The sequence below is a fragment of the Streptomyces fuscichromogenes genome, from assembly GCF_014645815.1.
GTDB lineage: Bacteria > Actinomycetota > Actinomycetes > Streptomycetales > Streptomycetaceae > Streptomyces > Streptomyces fuscichromogenes.
Genome location: NZ_BMML01000025.1, coordinates 1 through 16,594 on the forward strand (window position 1 = coordinate 1; position 16,594 = coordinate 16,594).

At 70.0% G+C, this 16,594-nt stretch carries 12 protein-coding genes and 1 pseudogene; 10 read left to right on the forward strand and 3 right to left on the reverse strand.

The features are described from left to right. On the reverse strand, positions 1 to 249 hold a 249-nt coding region (locus tag IEZ11_RS38975; RefSeq protein WP_505996992.1), incomplete at its 3' end, for a winged helix DNA-binding protein. A gap of 164 nt (positions 250 to 413) precedes the next feature. Between IEZ11_RS38975 and IEZ11_RS38980 the strand changes: the two genes are divergently transcribed. The 3 genes and pseudogenes from IEZ11_RS38980 to IEZ11_RS38990 all read left to right on the forward strand — a co-directional run. Beyond that, positions 414 to 917 carry an SsgA family sporulation/cell division regulator gene (locus tag IEZ11_RS38980; protein ID WP_189267762.1) on the forward strand — a complete coding sequence of 168 codons (504 nt, stop codon included), beginning with the start codon at positions 414 to 416 and terminating at the stop codon, positions 915 to 917. Between the two features lie 303 nt (positions 918 to 1,220). Further along, complete coding sequence (locus IEZ11_RS52090) at positions 1,221 to 3,953, forward strand: ATP-binding protein (RefSeq protein WP_189267763.1); 2,733 nt, start codon at positions 1,221 to 1,223, stop codon at positions 3,951 to 3,953. Positions 3,954 to 4,208: 255 nt separating this feature from the next. Further along, positions 4,209 to 4,875, forward strand: a pseudogene (locus tag IEZ11_RS38990) (aldo/keto reductase); the annotation flags it as partial. Positions 4,876 to 4,905: 30 nt separating this feature from the next. On the opposite strand, the gene IEZ11_RS38995 reads toward IEZ11_RS38990, so the two are convergent. Together IEZ11_RS38995 and icmF are read right to left on the reverse strand one after the other, a co-directional pair. Beyond that, positions 4,906 to 5,904, reverse strand: a complete 999-nt coding sequence (locus IEZ11_RS38995) for a helix-turn-helix domain-containing protein (protein ID WP_229713628.1) — start codon at positions 5,902 to 5,904, stop codon at positions 4,906 to 4,908. 383 nt (positions 5,905 to 6,287) lie between these two features. Continuing rightward, on the reverse strand, positions 6,288 to 9,512 hold the full coding sequence (icmF, locus tag IEZ11_RS39000) for a fused isobutyryl-CoA mutase/GTPase IcmF (protein ID WP_189267764.1): 3,225 nt from the start codon (positions 9,510 to 9,512) through the stop codon (positions 6,288 to 6,290). 445 nt (positions 9,513 to 9,957) lie between these two features. Here icmF and IEZ11_RS39005 point away from each other — a divergent pair, with 445 nt between their 5' ends. The 7 genes from IEZ11_RS39005 to IEZ11_RS39035 all read left to right on the forward strand — a co-directional run bounded on the left by IEZ11_RS39005 (position 9,958) and on the right by IEZ11_RS39035 (position 16,582). Further along, positions 9,958 to 11,490, forward strand: a complete 1,533-nt coding sequence (locus IEZ11_RS39005) for an amidase (protein ID WP_189267765.1) — start codon at positions 9,958 to 9,960, stop codon at positions 11,488 to 11,490. Then, a complete protein-coding gene (gene nthB / locus IEZ11_RS39010; RefSeq protein WP_189267766.1) occupies positions 11,487 to 12,206 on the forward strand; it encodes a nitrile hydratase subunit beta in 720 nt (239 codons plus the stop codon). Before IEZ11_RS39005 ends, nthB begins: the two co-directional genes overlap by 4 nt. After that, positions 12,203 to 12,805, forward strand: a complete 603-nt coding sequence (nthA, locus tag IEZ11_RS39015; protein ID WP_189267767.1) for a nitrile hydratase subunit alpha — start codon at positions 12,203 to 12,205, stop codon at positions 12,803 to 12,805. The genes nthB and nthA overlap by 4 nt, the downstream gene beginning before the upstream one ends. Then, positions 12,802 to 13,260: a nitrile hydratase accessory protein gene (locus IEZ11_RS39020; RefSeq protein WP_189267768.1), complete on the forward strand. Its 459-nt coding sequence runs from the start codon at positions 12,802 to 12,804 to the stop codon at positions 13,258 to 13,260. Before nthA ends, IEZ11_RS39020 begins: the two co-directional genes overlap by 4 nt. A 101-nt stretch (positions 13,261 to 13,361) precedes the next feature. After that, complete coding sequence (locus IEZ11_RS39025) at positions 13,362 to 13,664, forward strand: hypothetical protein (RefSeq protein WP_189267769.1); 303 nt, start codon at positions 13,362 to 13,364, stop codon at positions 13,662 to 13,664. Positions 13,665 to 13,699: 35 nt separating this feature from the next. Continuing rightward, positions 13,700 to 14,761: an aliphatic aldoxime dehydratase gene (gene oxdA / locus IEZ11_RS39030; protein ID WP_189267770.1), complete on the forward strand. Its 1,062-nt coding sequence runs from the start codon at positions 13,700 to 13,702 to the stop codon at positions 14,759 to 14,761. A 102-nt stretch (positions 14,762 to 14,863) separates the two neighbouring features. Next, on the forward strand, positions 14,864 to 16,582 hold the full coding sequence (locus IEZ11_RS39035; protein WP_189267771.1) for an AMP-binding protein: 1,719 nt from the start codon (positions 14,864 to 14,866) through the stop codon (positions 16,580 to 16,582). Positions 16,583 to 16,594: the final 12 nt, after the last annotated feature.

Genomic DNA, 16,594 nt, shown 5'->3' on the forward strand with positions numbered 1-16,594 from the left:
CTTGTCCGACCCCGTCGCCGCCGCCAGGTCCCGCTGCACCGTGGGCCCCCGGTCGACCAGCACCATCAGCACCGCGAAATGCCGCAACTCGATACCCAGCGGGCGCAACGCCTCCGTCATCACCGCCGCCGCACGCCAGTGCGCCCGCCGCAGCAGCAGACCGAGGGCGAAGGGCGAGGTGTCCCCCGGGCGGTCGGTCGCACGCGAGGCGGTGGCGGGGGTGGAGATGCGAGGGGCACGGGTGGTCACGGGATCACATTACAGTCATATGTGCATTCGATACGGTTTCACTTGAAACTGGATGTGTGCGAGGTCGTGATGCCGGCGCGCCTGCCCGCTCGTAGTCACTTGACTGATGCATCAGGTCACAGCCGGTCCCAGGCTCGTGGAGGGAAGACGAGAGAGGACGAATCATGAGCGGGAGGGTCTTCGACACCGATGACGAGCCCGGATGTGCTCGCCAAGGTCGCGGACACCGGCAGGGTGGCCACGCGCGGCGGGACGTCGAGCCCGAGCCGGTGACATGCCGCACGGTCGTGGCCCTTTTTGAGGGGGAGGAGACTCTGCCGGTCGTAACGGATCTCCGATACGACAGCACGCATCCGTATTCGGTGTTCGTGGCGTTCAACGCGGGCACGGACATGGTGGTCGAGTGGGAATTCGGGCGCGAACTGCTGACTTCCGGCCGACGGCGGCTCGCCGGTCACGGTGATGTTCAGATCTGGCCCGCCGAGATCCGTGGTCATGGGCTGGTGTACATGTCGTTCCGGTCGGGCGGCGAAAAGTTCGTCGTGGCCGCATCGGCGGTGGTGATCGACGAATTCGTGAAACGCGCCGTCGAGGCCGTTTCTCATGGAGAAGAAGGGGGCTTTCTGGCCATGGAGAGTTTCGTCGGTCAGTTGCCCGGCGAAGCGTGATGCCGTCGAGTCTGTCGGCCCGCCCGAGGCCCTGGCGCAGCTGCCGGTGTCGTACCGGGTGACCCGGCGGAAGGCCGTCGGCCGTCGGACACGCTCAGGGGAGGGCGCCGCCGTGCGCTGTGCCGTCATCAAGTCGTTCGACTGATGGTCGAGCCCCACCGATCAGGTAGCGCACCTGACAGGTACGATGACGGTCGTACAACCCCCTGATGGAGAGAAGCTCCGTGTGCCGTGCCCGATGCCTGCTGCGCCGATGAGTGGGATCGCCTTCGCGCCGCAGAAGGCGGGATCCGCACGCGTGCCGTGATCGGGCGGGATGACGAGCTGCGCACCCTGCGTGAGCTGCTGGCGGACACGGCGGCCGGGCACGGCAGCACGCTACTGGTGCACGGCGCCGCTGGTGTCGGCAAGTCGGCACTGCTGCGCACGGTCGGGGCCGACGCCGTCGAAAGCGGCTTCAGGGTGCTCCGCACATCCGGGGTGGAGCCCGAGCAGTGGCTGCCGTTCGCCGGGCTGCAGCTGCTGCTGCAACCACTGGCCGGTGGTGTCGAAGACCTGTCGGCTGCGCACCGGTCGGCGCTGACCGGCGCGTTCAGCGCCGGGGACACCGAGCCCGAGATGTACCAGGTCGGACTGGCCGTACTCGAACTGCTCGCCGACGCGGCCAGCAGGCAGCCGCTCCTGCTGCTGGTCGACGACCTTCAGTGGATCGACTCCTCCAGCCGGGACGTGCTCAAGTTCGTCGCCCGACGTAACCGCGACCTCGCCGTACAGGTGATCGCTGCCGCCCGGATCCAGTACTCCGACTCCTACGTGCACCTGGACCTCCCGCTGAAGCCGCTCGGCCCGCCGGCCGCCGCCGAACTGCTCGATGCCGGCGCGCCCGACCTGCCCGCGCCGTTGCGGGCGCTCATCCTTGAGCGCGCCGAGGGCAATCCGCTGGCCCTGGTGGAACTGCCCAAGGCGGTGCAGGGCGCGACCGCGCAGATGGACGACCTGCCGCTCACCCAGCGGCTGGAGGACGCGTTCTCCGCGCGTACCGAGTCGGTGAGCCGGGAGTGTCGCACCCTGCTCCTGGTCCTGGCCGCCGAGCCGGCCTCGCCCCTGAACCTGTTGCTGGACGTGTCGAGTCGTCTCGCCGGCTCGGCGGTCTCCGTCGACGCGGTGCAGGAGGCGGTCGACGCGGATCTGGTCACGCTGGTCGGCTACACCCCCGAGTTCCGCCATCCGCTGATGCGCACGGCGATCTACACCCACGCCACGATCGCCGATCGGCTGGCCACCCACCGTGCCCTCGCATCGGCGATGGACGACACCCCCGAGCGTCAACTCGCCCACGAGGCAGCGGCCACCATCGGGCCGGACGAGGAACTGGCCGCCAGACTGGAGCGTTTCGCCGATGCGGCGCTGGCCCGGGGGAAGGCGGCGGTGGCCGTCCCGGCGCTGCGTCAGGCGGCCGACCTCGTCCTCGACGGGCAGCGCCGGACGGGCATCCTGGTCCGGGCGGCCGAACTGTCCAGCGAGATCAATGACCGCACCAGCGTCCAGACGCTGCTGAACCGCATCGACACCAGGGCGCTCGGCCGGGTGGAGCGGGCTCGCCTCATGGTGGTCTCCGACAGCTCCGCATTCGAACCGGACGAGCCGCACCGCTGGATCCAGGACATGGTCACCGCGGCGGCCGGAGCGTTCGACGAGGGAGCGGGAGACGTCGCGGAGAACCTGTTGTGGCGTGCCAGCGCGAGATGCTTCTTCCAGGACGGCGACGCACAGGTGCGTGCTCGGGCCGCGGCAGAACTGGATCGATGGAATCCGGATCCGGACGCCCCGCACGTGCTGGCGGTGCGGGCGTACTCCGAGCCGTACCGGTACGGGGCGGACCTGATCGCGCGCCTCGACGGAGTCAGAGCGAACCGTCACGACGCCCGGATCCTGCATTTTCTCGGTAGCGGCGCCATGGTCATCGGCGACATCGGCCGCGCCGCCCAGTACCTCTCGCTGGCGGCCGCGGCGTGGCGGTCGCAGGGCCGGCTCGGACTGCTCGCCCGTTCGCTGGCCGCCAGCTGGCCACAGGTGTACCTCGGGCAGCTCGAACGAGCTCGTGAGGAGTCCGCCGAGGCGCTCACGCTGGCCGAGGACGCCGGGGAACGGATCGTCTGGCTGGGACTGAAGGCCACGGCCGGTCTGGTGGCGGCGCTGCGCGGAGAAACCGAACAGGCAGCGCGGACGACCCGCGAACTACGCGTGCACAGCCTGTTTCCGGGAATGCCGTTCGTCACCGTGATGGCGCAGCAGACCGATGGCCTGCTCGCTCTCTTCGACGGCCGCGCGGCGGAGGCATACGACGTTCTCTCGCGCGCGTTCGATCCCGATGACCCGCACTACCACTCGGTGAGCCGCTGGCTGCTCGCACCGGACCTGGCGGACGCCGCGGTCGCGGCGGGCACGGTGCAGCAGGCCCGGGAACTGCTGGCCGACCTTCCCGAGCTTGCCGGACGGCTGCCTTCGGAAATGATGGTCGTGGCTCACGCCTACACCGACGCGGTGCTGGCTCCGGACGACAGCGCGGAGGAGCGCTACGCCGCGGCCCTTACCGCCCTGCCGCCCGACTGGACGCTGTCGCGGGCCCGGCTGCATCTGCACCAGGGCCGCTGGTTGCGCCGCCAACGCCGCAACGTGGACGCACGGCAACCGCTTCGACTCGCCCGCGACGAGTTCGACCGGGCCGGCGCACGGCCCTGGGCCGAGATGGCCCGCGAGCAGCTGCGCGCCACCGGCGAGTCGAGCGGTCGACGGCACACGAACACCGGCGAGCAACTGTCCGCCCAGGAAACGCAGATCGCCGTGCTCGCGTCGCAGGGGCTGAGCAACCGGGAAATCGGCCAGCGCCTGTTCATCTCGCACCGCACTGTCGGAGCGCACCTGTACCGCATCTATCCACGCCTCGGCATCACCGGCCGGGGCAAGCTCGCCGCCGCGCTGGCCGCACTCCACGATCAACAGCCCGTGTCCGGCGTCTCCGGCACCCCGGAGTGACCTTCGGGAGCCCGGCATCGGGATGATCACGTCGCGGCCGGGGGAGCGCTCGCCCAAGGAAGGGCAGCGGCATCTCTTCGGACGGCGCGTCGATCCCCGGCGCGTCAGCGCGGGGCGCGCCGTCACACGGGGGTCGTGGCACGTGAGCAGCGCAGGGGCGGCACCGGTGGCACCGAGCTGGGGCGCTTCCCGCGGGCCCGGCGCGCCCGGCGGGCCCGGCTGACGCCCGAGGAGGCCGGCCTCCCGATGGGCCGCATCGACGGCAGCCCGCAGAACCTCCGCATCGCGCTGGAGGGATCCCTCAAGCGGCTCGGCTGTACTACCAGCACCGCGTCGACCCCGGCATCCCGTTCGAGGAGACCGTCGGCGCAGTCGCCGACCTCGTCACCGAGGGCAGGATCCGGCAGATCGGCCTGTCCGAGGCGGCCCCGGACACCGTCCGACGCGCTCACGCGGTCCACCCCGCCGCCGCGCTGCAGTCGGAGTACTCCCTGTGGACGCGGGACGCGGCGACCGAGGCCCGCCCGGTACTGCGCGAGCCGGGCATCGGACTGGTGCCCTGGTCACCGCTCGGCCACGGTTTCCCGACCGGCACGATCCGCTCCACCGAGCACTATGCCGAGGGCGACCGGCGGGCGGACAACCCCCGCTTCACCGAGGAGAACCTCAAGCGCGACCTGCGCATCGTCGACGAGGTCGCGGCGGTCGCCACCTTGGTCGGCGCCACCTCGGCGCAGGTGGCCCCGGCCTGGCTGCTCGCCCAGGGCGACGACGTCGAGCTGACCGCGGACAGCTGAACCGGCTCGACGACCTCGGTCCGGCTTCCGGTGACCGCCTCCACGAGGCCGGCATGCGGCTCGTCGGCCACCGAAGCCGACGCCCGGCCGCATGCCGCCCCGCGGCGAACCGCTCGGCCTGGTGACCTTCGCCCTCGTGGTGAGCGGGGTGTGCCCTATCTGTTGAGTTCGCGGTATCTGCTCGGGCTCACTCCGTACATCGCCTTGAAGGCCCTGCTGAAGACAGCCAGGTCGGCGAATCCGAAGCGCGAGGCGATGTCGGTGAGGGGCTGGTGGGCGTTCTGCGGCGACAGCATGGCCTGACGGCAGGCCTGCAGTCGGCGCAGTCGGATCGTGGTCGCGACGGTCTCGCCGAAACGGGCGAACAGCCGGTGCAGGGTCCTGGGCGAGATGAAGAACGCCTGGGCGATCTGCTGAGGTGTCAGATCGGCGTCGTCGATGTGGGCATCGATGTACCGCAGGATGGTCTCGCGGAATTCCTGCGCCCGGGAATCCGGGTCGCCCGGGTCGCCTTCCTCCAGCGCAGCCGTGATCGCCAGTTCGGCGATCTCGTCGGCCAGCCTGATCGCACCGCCGGAGGACACGTCCCGTTCGTGGGTGAGAATGCCCGACAGCAAGGGCGATATCAGTTGTCCGACCGCGGAATCGGCTCGGACCGTTCGCGCGGTCAACTGCTGTGACCGCGTCTCGCTGAGCGGTATCGACTCCCGCGGCCAGGTGAAGACGCGAAGATGCCACTCCGGACGCAGGTGCCAGGTGAACGGCCTGGCGCTTTCGTAGATCGCGAAGTCTCCGGGGCGCAGTGCGCAGGTCCGCCCGTCCTGGACGAGTTCGCCTTCGCCGGCGACGACCATGCCGATCTGCATCAGGTCGAGAGGCTGGCGGGAGGCCAGTCGGCCGGTCCGGTCGAAGGTCTGGGACGTGGCGAGGACATCGGCGGCCAGGAGATGCGCCAGCCGCCGGGTGCGCACGGTTCCGGTGAAGGGCGCGGACTCGGCCGGCTTGATGTCGAGGGCCACGAAGGTGTCCCGGATGGCGTCGGTCCAGGTGCCCAGGGAAGTGGTCCGCACGATCTCCGTGAGGCGTCGGCCGGTGTCGGCCGTCTCCGGCTGTGCGGCACCCGGCTCGTTCACCGCGGACGTCGTCGCCCTCACCGCTGGCACCACCGTGTCGCGGGCTCCGCCGCGGTCGCGTCAGGGAACAGACAGATCCGGAGTCGCCGGTCGGGAGTAGCCGGCCGATCTTCCGGGGGCCCGTAGTCGAACACGAGGCTCCACCTCCCCTGTGGATCGCAACTTAGGAGGCCGGAAAGCGCTGGTCAATACATTCGAGTGGCTTTTACCTCCATGAAATCGGCGGGTGATCGGCGCTGCCGCCCCTGGACGATCACCCGCTGTCGTTCGCGTTCCGATCGTGGCGCGGAGCGTCGAACAGACCGGCTCCGAGCGACGGACACGAGCCGGCTGATCCGCCACCGGGCGCCTTCCGGTGCCGGTCGGCACCGTGTCCTCGGCGTCGGTGTGCGCCGGCCGGCGGTTCATACGTTTCTCCGGTACTGGCCGCCGACCTCGAAGAACGCCTCGGTGATCTGCTGGAGGGTGCAGACCCGGGCGGCTTCCATGAGGACGGCGAAGACGTTCGCGTCGCCGACGGCGGCGTCCTTGAGCTGGGCGATGGCCTGCGCGGCCGCTTCACGGTGCGCCGTGCGGAACTCGCGGACGCGCCCGAGCTGGGAGGTCTTCTCCTCCTCGGTGGCGCGGGCGAGTGCGAGCTCGGTGGGCTCGGTGTCGCCGCCGGGCCGGCGGAAGGTGTTGACCCCGATGATGGGCAGGGTGCCGTCGTGCTTGCGCTGCTCGTACAGCATCGACTCGTCCTGGATACGGCCCCGCTGGTAGCCGGTCTCCATCGCACCCAGCACGCCGCCACGCTCGCTGATCCGGTCGAACTCGGCCAGGACGGCCTCCTCTACCAGGTCGGTGAGCTGGTCGACGATGAACGAGCCCTGCAGCGGGTTCTCGTTCATCGCCAGGCCCCACTCGCGGTTGATGATGAGCTGGATGGCCAGCGCCCGGCGCACCGACTCCTCGGAGGGGGTGGTGACAGCCTCGTCGTAGGCGTTGGTGTGCAGCGAGTTGGCGTTGTCGTAGATGGCGGTGAGAGCCTGCAGGGTGGTGCGGATGTCGTTGAAGTCCATCTCCTGGGCGTGCAGCGAGCGACCGGAGGTCTGCACGTGGTACTTCAGCTTCTGCGAGCGCTCGCCCGCGCCGTACTTCTCCCGCATGGCGACCGCCCAGATCCGGCGGGCCACCCGGCCGAGCACGGTGTACTCGGGGTCCATGCCGTTGGAGAAGAAGAACGACAGGTTGGGTGCGAACTCGTCGATGTGCATGCCGCGCGCCAGGTAGGCCTCGACGTAGGTGAAGCCGTTGGCGAGGGTGAAGGCGAGCTGGCTGATCGGGTTCGCCCCGGCCTCGGCGATGTGGTAGCCGGAGATGGACACCGAGTAGAAGTTGCGGACCCCGTTCGCGATGAACCACTCCTGGATGTCGGCCATCATCCGCAGCGAGAACTCGGTGGAGAACAGGCAGGTGTTCTGGCCCTGGTCCTCCTTGAGGATGTCCGCCTGCACGGTGCCGCGCACGTTCGCGAGCGCGTGTGCGTGCAGCTCGGCCGCCTCCGCGGGCGAGGGACCGCGGCCCTCGGCGGTGCGGAAGGCGTCGGTCCGCTGGTCGATGACGGTGTTGAGGAAGAACGCCAGCACGGCCGGCGCCGGACCGTTGATCGTCATCGACACCGACGTCGTCGGGGCGGCCAGGTCGAATCCGTCGTAGAGCGCCTTCATGTCCTCCAGGGTCGCCACCGAGACGCCGGAGGTGCCGACCTTGCCGTAGATGTCCGGGCGCTGGTCCGGGTCACGGCCGTACAGGGTGACCGAGTCGAACGCGGTGGACAGACGGGTGGCCGGCTGCCCCTCGGAGAGCAGCTTGAAGCGCCGGTTGGTGCGGAACGGGTCACCCTCGCCGGCGAACATCCGCGCCGGGTCCTCGCCGTCCCGCTTGAACGGGAACACCCCGGCCGTGAAAGGGAAGTGGCCCGGCAGGTTCTCCCGGCGCCAGAAGCGCACCAGCTCGCCGTGGTCGGTGAACGCGGGCAGCGCCACCCGGGGAATGCGGTGACCTGACAAGGACTCACGGGTCAGCCGGGTGCGTATCTCCCTGCCCCGGATCTCCACCCGCTGCTCGTCGCCGGCATAGGACGCGACGACGGCGGGCCAGCCCTCGATCTGCTCGGTGACCTGGCCCGGCAGCTGCCTGCGGGCGTCCTGGAGCAGCGCCTCGACGTTGCCCGCCTCGGCGCCGGCTGTCGCGAGATCGTCGCGGACCAGGTCCAGGCGCTGCACACGCCGGGCGGCGTCGGCCAGTTGCTCGGTCTCGGTGTGGTACCTGCGGACGGTCTCGGTGATCTCGGCGAGATAGCGCACCCGGTGAGCCGGGACGACCTGCCGGATGCCGGAGGAGTGACGCAGGTGGACGGGGGGCAGCGTGCCCTCGGACAGCGGCAGCCCCTTGTCGGCGAGGACGGACCGCAGGTGCTGGTAGAGCGCGGTGACCCCGTCGTCGTTGAACGTCGCGGCGGAGGTGCCGAACACCGGCATGTCCTCCGGCCTCCTGTCGAACGCCTCGCGATTGCGGACCAGTTGGCGGCCCACATCGCGGAGTGCGTCCTTCGCGCCGCGCCGCTCGAACTTGTTGATCGCGACGATGTCGGCGAAGTCCAGCATGTCGATCTTCTCCAGCTGGGAGGCCGCGCCGAACTCGGGCGTCATCACGTACATGGAGACGTCGACGAAGGGCACGATCGCCGCGTCGCCCTGACCGATGCCCGGCGTCTCCAGGATCACCAGGTCAAATCCGGCGGCCTTGACCACGTCGATCACGTCGGTCAGGCGCTCGGGCAGTTCATGGCTGCCCCGGGTGGCGAGACTGCGGAAGAAGAGCCGGTCGCCGTCCAGGGAGTTCATGCGGATCCGGTCGCCCAGCAGGGCGCCGCCGCCTCGTCGGCGGGTCGGGTCGACCGCGAGTACGGCGATGCTCAGCCTGTCCTGCTGGTCCACCCGGAACCGGCGCAACAGCTCGTCCGTCAGGGAGGACTTGCCGGAGCCGCCGGTGCCGGTGATGCCGAGCACCGGCGTCGACCCGGTGCCGGCACCGCGCAGCTTCTCCATGAAGTCCGCGGGCAGCGCGCCGAGTTCCGCACCGGTGATGGACCGCGCGATCGCCTGCCGGTCACCTGCGAGGACCTGCGCGGCCTCGACCGGCGCACGGTTCCAGACGTCGAAGTCGCAGTCCTTCAGCACCGAGTTGACCATTCCCGTGAGGCCCATGCGCTGCCCGTCCTCGGGGGAGAAGATCGTGACACCGCTCTCGCGCAGCCGGGCGATCTCGCCGGGCACGATCACGCCTCCGCCGCCGCCGACCACGCGGATGTGGTCCGCGCCGCGCTCGCGCAGCGACTGGACGAGGTACTCGAAGTACTCCACGTGCCCGCCCTGGTAGGACGAGATGGCCACTCCCTGGACGTCCTCCTCCAGTGCCGCTTCGGCCACTTCCCGCACCGATCGGTTGTGACCGAGGTGGATGACCTCCGCCCCCTGGGTCTGGAAGATGCGCCGCATGATGTTGATCGATGCGTCATGGCCGTCGAACAGGGCCGAGGCGGTGAGCAGGCGGACCGGGTGCTGGGGCCGGTGCAGATCAGGCATGGAGGTCCTCACGGCAGGGCAGACAAGTGGCGTCTCAAAAGATAGTAGGACGTCCTAGTAATTTGTCGCCGCGTGATGAGGCCCACACACGGTCTTCGGGCCGGGCGATGTGGAGGGGCGACCCGCGGCGAGGCTGGCACAGACGGTCAAGGCGGCTGTCCCTGTGTGACAAGCGCGCCGCCGGGGCGACTCGTACGGTCATGGTTACCCGCCGGACCCGCAGGGGAACGGTCCGGGATTTCACCGACGCGCACGGGAGGCCGAGATGCCCCGCCACCCCGAGTGAAGCACATCCGAACCGCTCTTCCCGCTGCGTTCGGCCTTGCCCCGAGGGCGTCACGGAGATTCGGCTCGCGCGTTTCGGAGCGCGGTCGTCACGGCTGCAGGCGTGCTGACTCGGTGTCTCCGCACGCGTCAATGAGTCCTGACATATCGGAGGATCGGCATGGAGCTTCCCTCGCGGAGGGCCGTCGAGGACCTGGCGGACGAGTTGCGGCTCGGTGTTCCCGCGGAGCACCTGGACGTGTACCACGCGGTGGCATCGGGCCTGCTCGGCTCCTGGGCGGTGGTCGACGAGCTGTATGACCGCCATGTGGCGCCGACAGCGCCGGTGCGCAAGTGGTCCGAGCCGGTCGGCAACCCGCTCGGCGCGTGGTACGTGACCACCGAGTTGCGCGAACGCGCCGACGGCCCGCTGTCGGGTCGCCGTATCGCCGTCAAGGACAACGTGGCGGTCGCGGGCGTGCCCATGATGAACGGATCGGAGACCGTGCGCGGCTTCGTTCCCGGCGTGGACGCGACCGTCGTGACCCGCCTGCTCCAGGCAGGAGCGACCATCGCCGGCAAGGCGGTGTGTGAAGACCTCTGTTTCTCCGGGGCCTCGCACACCTCCAGGACCGGTCCGGTCCGCAACCCCTGGGACCGGGACCGTACGAGCGGCGGCTCGTCCAGCGGCAGCGCCGCTCTGGTCGCCTCCGGTGAGGTCGATCTCGCGCTCGGCGGTGACCAGGGCGGGTCGATCCGCATCCCGGCCGCGTTCTGCGGTGTCGTCGGCTTCAAGCCCACCTTCGGCCTGGTGCCGTACACCGGGGCCTTCCCCATCGAGCAGTCGCTGGACCACCTGGGCCCGATCGCGCCGACCGTCGCCGATGCCGCCGCGATGCTGACGGTGATCGCGGGTGCGGACGGCAAGGACCCCCGCCAGCCCACCGGTGTCGCCGGCACGGACTATCTCGCCGGGCTGGAGAACCTCGGGCGGGGCCTGCGCATCGGTGTCGTCACCGAGGGGTTCGACCAGGCCGACTCCGACCCGGGCGTCAACGCGGTCGTCAGGCGGGCCGTCGAGAAGCTGACGGCGGCGGGGCACGTCGCCGAAGAGGTGTCGATCCCGTGGCACAAGCACGGCGCCGCGCTCTGGGATGTCATCTCCGTCGAGGGCGCGACCTGGCAGATGGTCCAGGGCAACGCCTACGGCATGAACTGGAAGGGCTCCTACGACCCGGCGCAGATCGCGTTCTTCGGCGAGCGGTGGCGCCGCGATCCCTCGGCGTTCTCCGAGACGGTCAAGCTGGTCGCCCTGGGCGGCACCTACGCACTGCGCAACGGCTACGGCGCCGGCTATGCCAAGGCGCGGAACCTGGAAGGCGTCCTGACCGCCGCCTACGACAGCGCGCTCGACACCTACGACGTCCTGGTCATGCCGACGCTGCCCATCACCGCGAGCCTCATCCCGCCGGCGGACGCCCCGGTCGAGGAAGTCCTCGGACGGGCCCTGGAGATGCTCTCCAACACCGCGCCGCTGGACGTGACCGGTCACCCCGCGTGCACCGTCCCGGCCGGCCTGGCCGACGGCCTGCCCGTCGGTCTGATGGTCATCGGCAAGCGGTTCGACGACGCCGGCGTCCTGCGGGCGGCCCACAGCTTCGAGCAGACGCTCGGAACCCTCACCGCCCCCGACAAGAAGGAGTTCACCGCATGAACGGAGTGTTCGACCTCGCCGGCACCGACGGCGTCGGACCGGTCGTCGTCCCCGACGCGGAGCCGGTCTTCCGCGCCGAGTGGGAGAAGGCCGTCTTCCCGATGTTCGCCATGTGCTTCCGCGCGGGCTTCTTCGGCGTCGACCAGTTCCGGCACGGCATCGAGCTGATCGATCCGGCCGTCTACCTGAAGTCGCCGTACTACGAGCACTGGGTCCACACCGTCGAACACTTCGGTGACAAGCTCGGCAGGCTCGACATGGCCGAACTCGACCGCCGCACCGAGCACTACCTCGCGAACCCCGATGCCCCGCTTCCGGAGCACGCCGACGACCCGGCGCTGCTCGCCTTCGTCGAGGCCGTGGTTCCGGCCGGCGCCCCGGCCAGGCGGCCCTCGGACAAGGCGGCCCGCTTCAAGGTCGGCGACATCGTCCGGGTCGACCGCTCGGCTCCCAAGGGCCACACCCGCCGTGCCCGGTACATCCGTGGCGCGATCGGCGAGGTGGTGCTCCACCACGGTCCGATGATCTATCCCGACACCGCCGGGAACGGCCTCGGCGAGAACCCGGAGCACGTCTACACGCTCCGGTTCACCAACGAGGAACTGTGGGGCGCCGAGCACGCCGAGCCGGGCGGCTCCGTCTGCTTCGACGTCTGGGACCCCTACATCGAACTCGTCACCCCCGTGTCCGCCCACACCGAAGGAGCAGCCGCGTGAGCGCGAGGATCCGGACCCAGGAGCAGATCGCCGCTCGGGTCAAGGCACTTGAGTCCATGCTGATCGAGCAGGGCATCATGACCACCCAGGCCATCGACAGGATGGTCGAGATCTACGAGCACGAGGTCGGCCCGCAGCTGGGCGCCAAGGTCGTCGCCAAGGCCTGGAGCGATCCGCGGTTCAAGGCCCGTCTCGTCGAGGACGCCTCCGAGGCCTGCAAGGAACTCGGCATCAGCGGCCTCCAGGGTGAGGACATGGTCGTCGTGCAGAACACCGACACCGTCCACAACATCATCGTCTGTACGCTCTGCTCCTGCTACCCGTGGCCGGTGCTCGGCCTTCCGCCCAACTGGTACAAGGACCCGCAGTACCGCGCCGCCATCACCCGCGAACCGCGCAAGGTGCTCCACGACTCGTTCGACTTCACGGTGCCCGAGGACGTCGAGGTGCGTGTCTGGGACTCCAGCAGCGAGATGCGCTACTGGGTGCTGCCGCAGCGTCCCGGCGGCACGGAGGGCTGGACCGAGGAGCGGCTCGCCGAACTCGTCACCCGTGACTCCATGATCGGTGTCGGTCCCGTCGCCGCGGTCGCCTCATGAACGGCGCGGACACCCTCCCGGCCCCGTACACCTCCCCGGAGGCGCTCGGTGCGTCCCGGCGCCGGATCGAGGAGCTCGTCTGCGGCCTGCCGGGCGCCGACCCGAGCCGGACGGGCTTCGAGTTCCCGTGGGAGATCCGGGCCTTCGCGATGGCGGTCGCGGCGCACAAGGCGCTCCAGTTCGACTGGTCGCAGTTCCAGGACGCCCTCATCGCCTCCATCCAGGACTGGGAGAACGGCAACACCGGGACCGGCGGCGTCCCGTGGTCGTACTACGAGCACTGGGTCGCCGCGCTCGAGACCGTGCTGGCCGCCCACTGCCTCCTGGCGACGAGCGCCCTCGACGAGAAGACCCGACGGGTCCTCGCCGAGCCGCCGAACCGCAACCACCACGAGGCCCACACCGAGCCCATCGCGATCGATCCGGCACGTGGCCGGCACAGGCGCCGCCCGTGACCCCGTCAGCAGCCCCGACGACGCCAGGGCCGAGGCGCGTCACCCCACGGATCCGCATGTGCCGGGGCTGCTGTTGTGGCACCACCCGCAAACATCCCGACGTGGATCACGACGGCATCGCCGAGATCCTCACCCACCACAGCGGCCCCGACACCGAACTGGTGCGTACCGAGTGCCTGTGGGCATGCGAACTCTCCAACGTCGTCGTCGTCAACCCGACCGCCGAGGCACGACACGCGGGAGCCAGGCCCGCCTGGATCACCCACGTGAACACCGTCGAGCGCGCCGAAGCCCTGGCCGGCTGGGTGCGTGCCGGCGGCCCCGGAATCGCCGAACCCCCGCCGGAACTCGGCCGGATCCGCACCGGGGCGGAGATCGCACGGACCAGCAACGCCGGTTGGTGACGGCACCCTCACCCGACCTCGCAGAAGGAACCACTATGGAATCCGCAATCGACACGCACCTCCAGTGCCCGCGCACGTTGTCGCGGCGTGTCTCCGACGGCTACGCCCCGCCGTTCCCCATGTTCGTCGCCCGCGGTGACAAGGCGCTGCAGCAGGTGGTGATGGCCTACCTCGGAGTCCAGTACGCCGACGAGGGCAGGCGTCCGCAGGCGCTGGCCGCGCTGCGGCACATGGTCGACAGTTTCGGCCTCGCCGACGGTCCGGTGCGCCACGACCTGACGTACCACGTGGACAACCAGGACCACCACAACCTGATGGTCGTCGCCTACTGGGCGGACCCGGCCGCGTACTGCCGCTGGCTGCGCCTGGACGAGGTGAGGGGCTGGTGGGCCTCGGACGAGCGGCTGGCCGAGGGCCTGGGCTACTTCCGGGAGACCGTGGCTCCGCGGGTGGAGCAGTTCGAGACCCTGTACGCCTTCACCGAGGACTTTCCGGGTGTCGGCAGCCTGATGGGGGAGTGCAGCGGCGAGATCGAGGAGCACGGCTACTGGGGTTCGATGCGCGACCGCATCCCGCTCTCCCAGACCGACTGGCTGGAGGCCGGCACGGAACTCACCGTCGTCTCCGGCAACCCGGCCGCGGGCGGCCGCGTGGTCGTCCGCGGCCACGACAACATCGCCCTCATCAGGTCCGGCCAGGACTGGATGGCGGCGGGGGAGGACGAGCGCGCCCTCTACCTGGACGAGATCCTGCCCAGTCTTGAGGACGGCATGGACTTCCTGCGCGACCACGGCGAGACGCTCGGCTGCTACAGCAACCGATTCGTGCGCAGCATCGACATCGACGGCCACGAACTCGACGAGAGCTACAACATCGGCCACTGGCGGTCGCTGGACCTGCTGGAGCGGTGGGCCGAATCGCACCCGACACACCTGCGCATCTTCGTCACCTTCTTCCGTGTGGTGACCGGCCTGGAGAAGCTGCGGCTGTACCACGAGGTCTCGGTCTCCGACGGCAAGGACCAGATGTTCGAGTACATCAACTGCCACCCGCGCACCGGAATGATGCGCGACGCCGTGGTCCCGGCCGCCGTCTGAGTGAGCGCACGAACCCCGTCGCCGGGCCGAGCGCCAGGCCCGGCCCGGCCCGGCACCGCAACACCCCTGTCCGAGTTCCCGCCGGAGATGGAAGCCTCAACGATGAGCACGACGACCACCGCGCTCCGCGCAGCCCGCGACCGGCTGCAGAGACTGCGCGCCGCGTACGAGGACGCACTCTCCTCGTTCTCCTGGCCCGATGTCGGCCCGACGTTCAACTTCGCCCATGACTGGTTCGACACCTACGCGCGCGGCAACGACCGGCCCGCACTGGTGATCGTCGAGGAGGACGGCACCCGCGCCTCGTACTCCTTCGACGACCTGGCCCGGCGCTCCGACAGGGCCGCGGCCCACCTCGCCGCCCGGGGCATCGGCCGCGGCGACAGTGTCGTCGTCATGCTCGGCAACCAGGTCGAACTGTGGGAGAGCATGCTCGGCCTCATCCGGCTCGGCGCGGTCATCATGCCGACGACCACCGCCGTGGGGCCCGCGGAGCTGATCGATCGCCTCGACCGCGGCGCCGCCCGTGCCGTCGTCTGCAACCCCGCCGACGCGTCGAAGTTCGACGAAGTCCCGGGAAATCACCTCAGGTTCGCGGTCGGGCAGGCGGACGTGCCGGACGGATGGCTCCGCTACGCCGACGCGCACGACCTCGCCGACGACACCGCCAGGGCGGCCGTGCCCCACCCGGGCAACGCGAGCACCGACCGCCTGCTGCTCTATTTCACCTCCGGCACCACCAGCCGGCCCAAACTGGTCGAGCACACCCACCTGTCGTACCCGGTCGGCCACCTGTCGACGATGTACTGGCTGGGTCTCCAGCAGGGTGACGTCCACCTGAACATATCGAGTCCGGGCTGGGCCAAGCACGCGTGGTCGAACTTCTTCGCGCCGTGGCTGGCCGAGGCCACGGTCTTCGTCCACAACTACGCGCGCTTCGACGCTCAGGCCGTCCTCGAACAGATCCGGACCGAGGCGGTGACGACCTTCTGCGCGCCGCCCACCGTCTGGCGGATGCTGATCAACGCGGATCTGAGCGGCGGACCGGGCAGCCTGCGGGAGGCGATCGCCGCGGGTGAGCCGCTCAACCCGGAGGTCATCAGCCAGGTCCAGCGACACTGGGGACTCACCATCCGCGACGGCTTCGGGCAGACCGAGATGACCGCCGCGGTGGCCAACACCCCCGGCCAGCCCGTGAAGCCGGGTTCCATGGGCCGCCCGCTGCCGGGCGTCCCCGTGGTGCTCGCCGACTCGATGGGCGACCAGGTCGAGGGCGTCGGGGAGGGCGAGCTCTGCCTCGACCTCGCACGGTCCCCGTTCACCCTGATGACCGGTTACCAGGGCGATCCCGAGCGCAACGCCGCGGCGATGGAAGGCGGCCTCTACCACACGGGTGACGTCGCCTCCCGTGACGCGGACGGCTACATCACGTACGTCGGCCGTACCGACGACGTCTTCAAGGCGTCGGACTACAAGGTCAGCCCGTTCGAGCTGGAGTCGGTACTCATCGAGCACCCGGCCGTGGCGGAGGCCGCGGTCGTTCCGGCTCCGGACGCGGTCCGCCTGGCCGTGCCGAAGGCGTACATCGCCCTGGTGGAGGGGCACGAGCCCGACGCGGAGACCGCGCGGTCGATCCTCCGGTACGCCCGCGACCACCTCGCGCCCTTCCTGCGCGTACGGCGGATCGAGTTCTACGACCTGCCGAAGACCGTCTCCGGGAAGATCCGCCGGGTCGAACTGCGCCGGCGCGAGAACGAGGCCGACGGAAACCGCCCCGCGGGCGAGTACCGCGACGACGACTTCCCCGAACTGAAGCGCTGACGGTCGGATGCC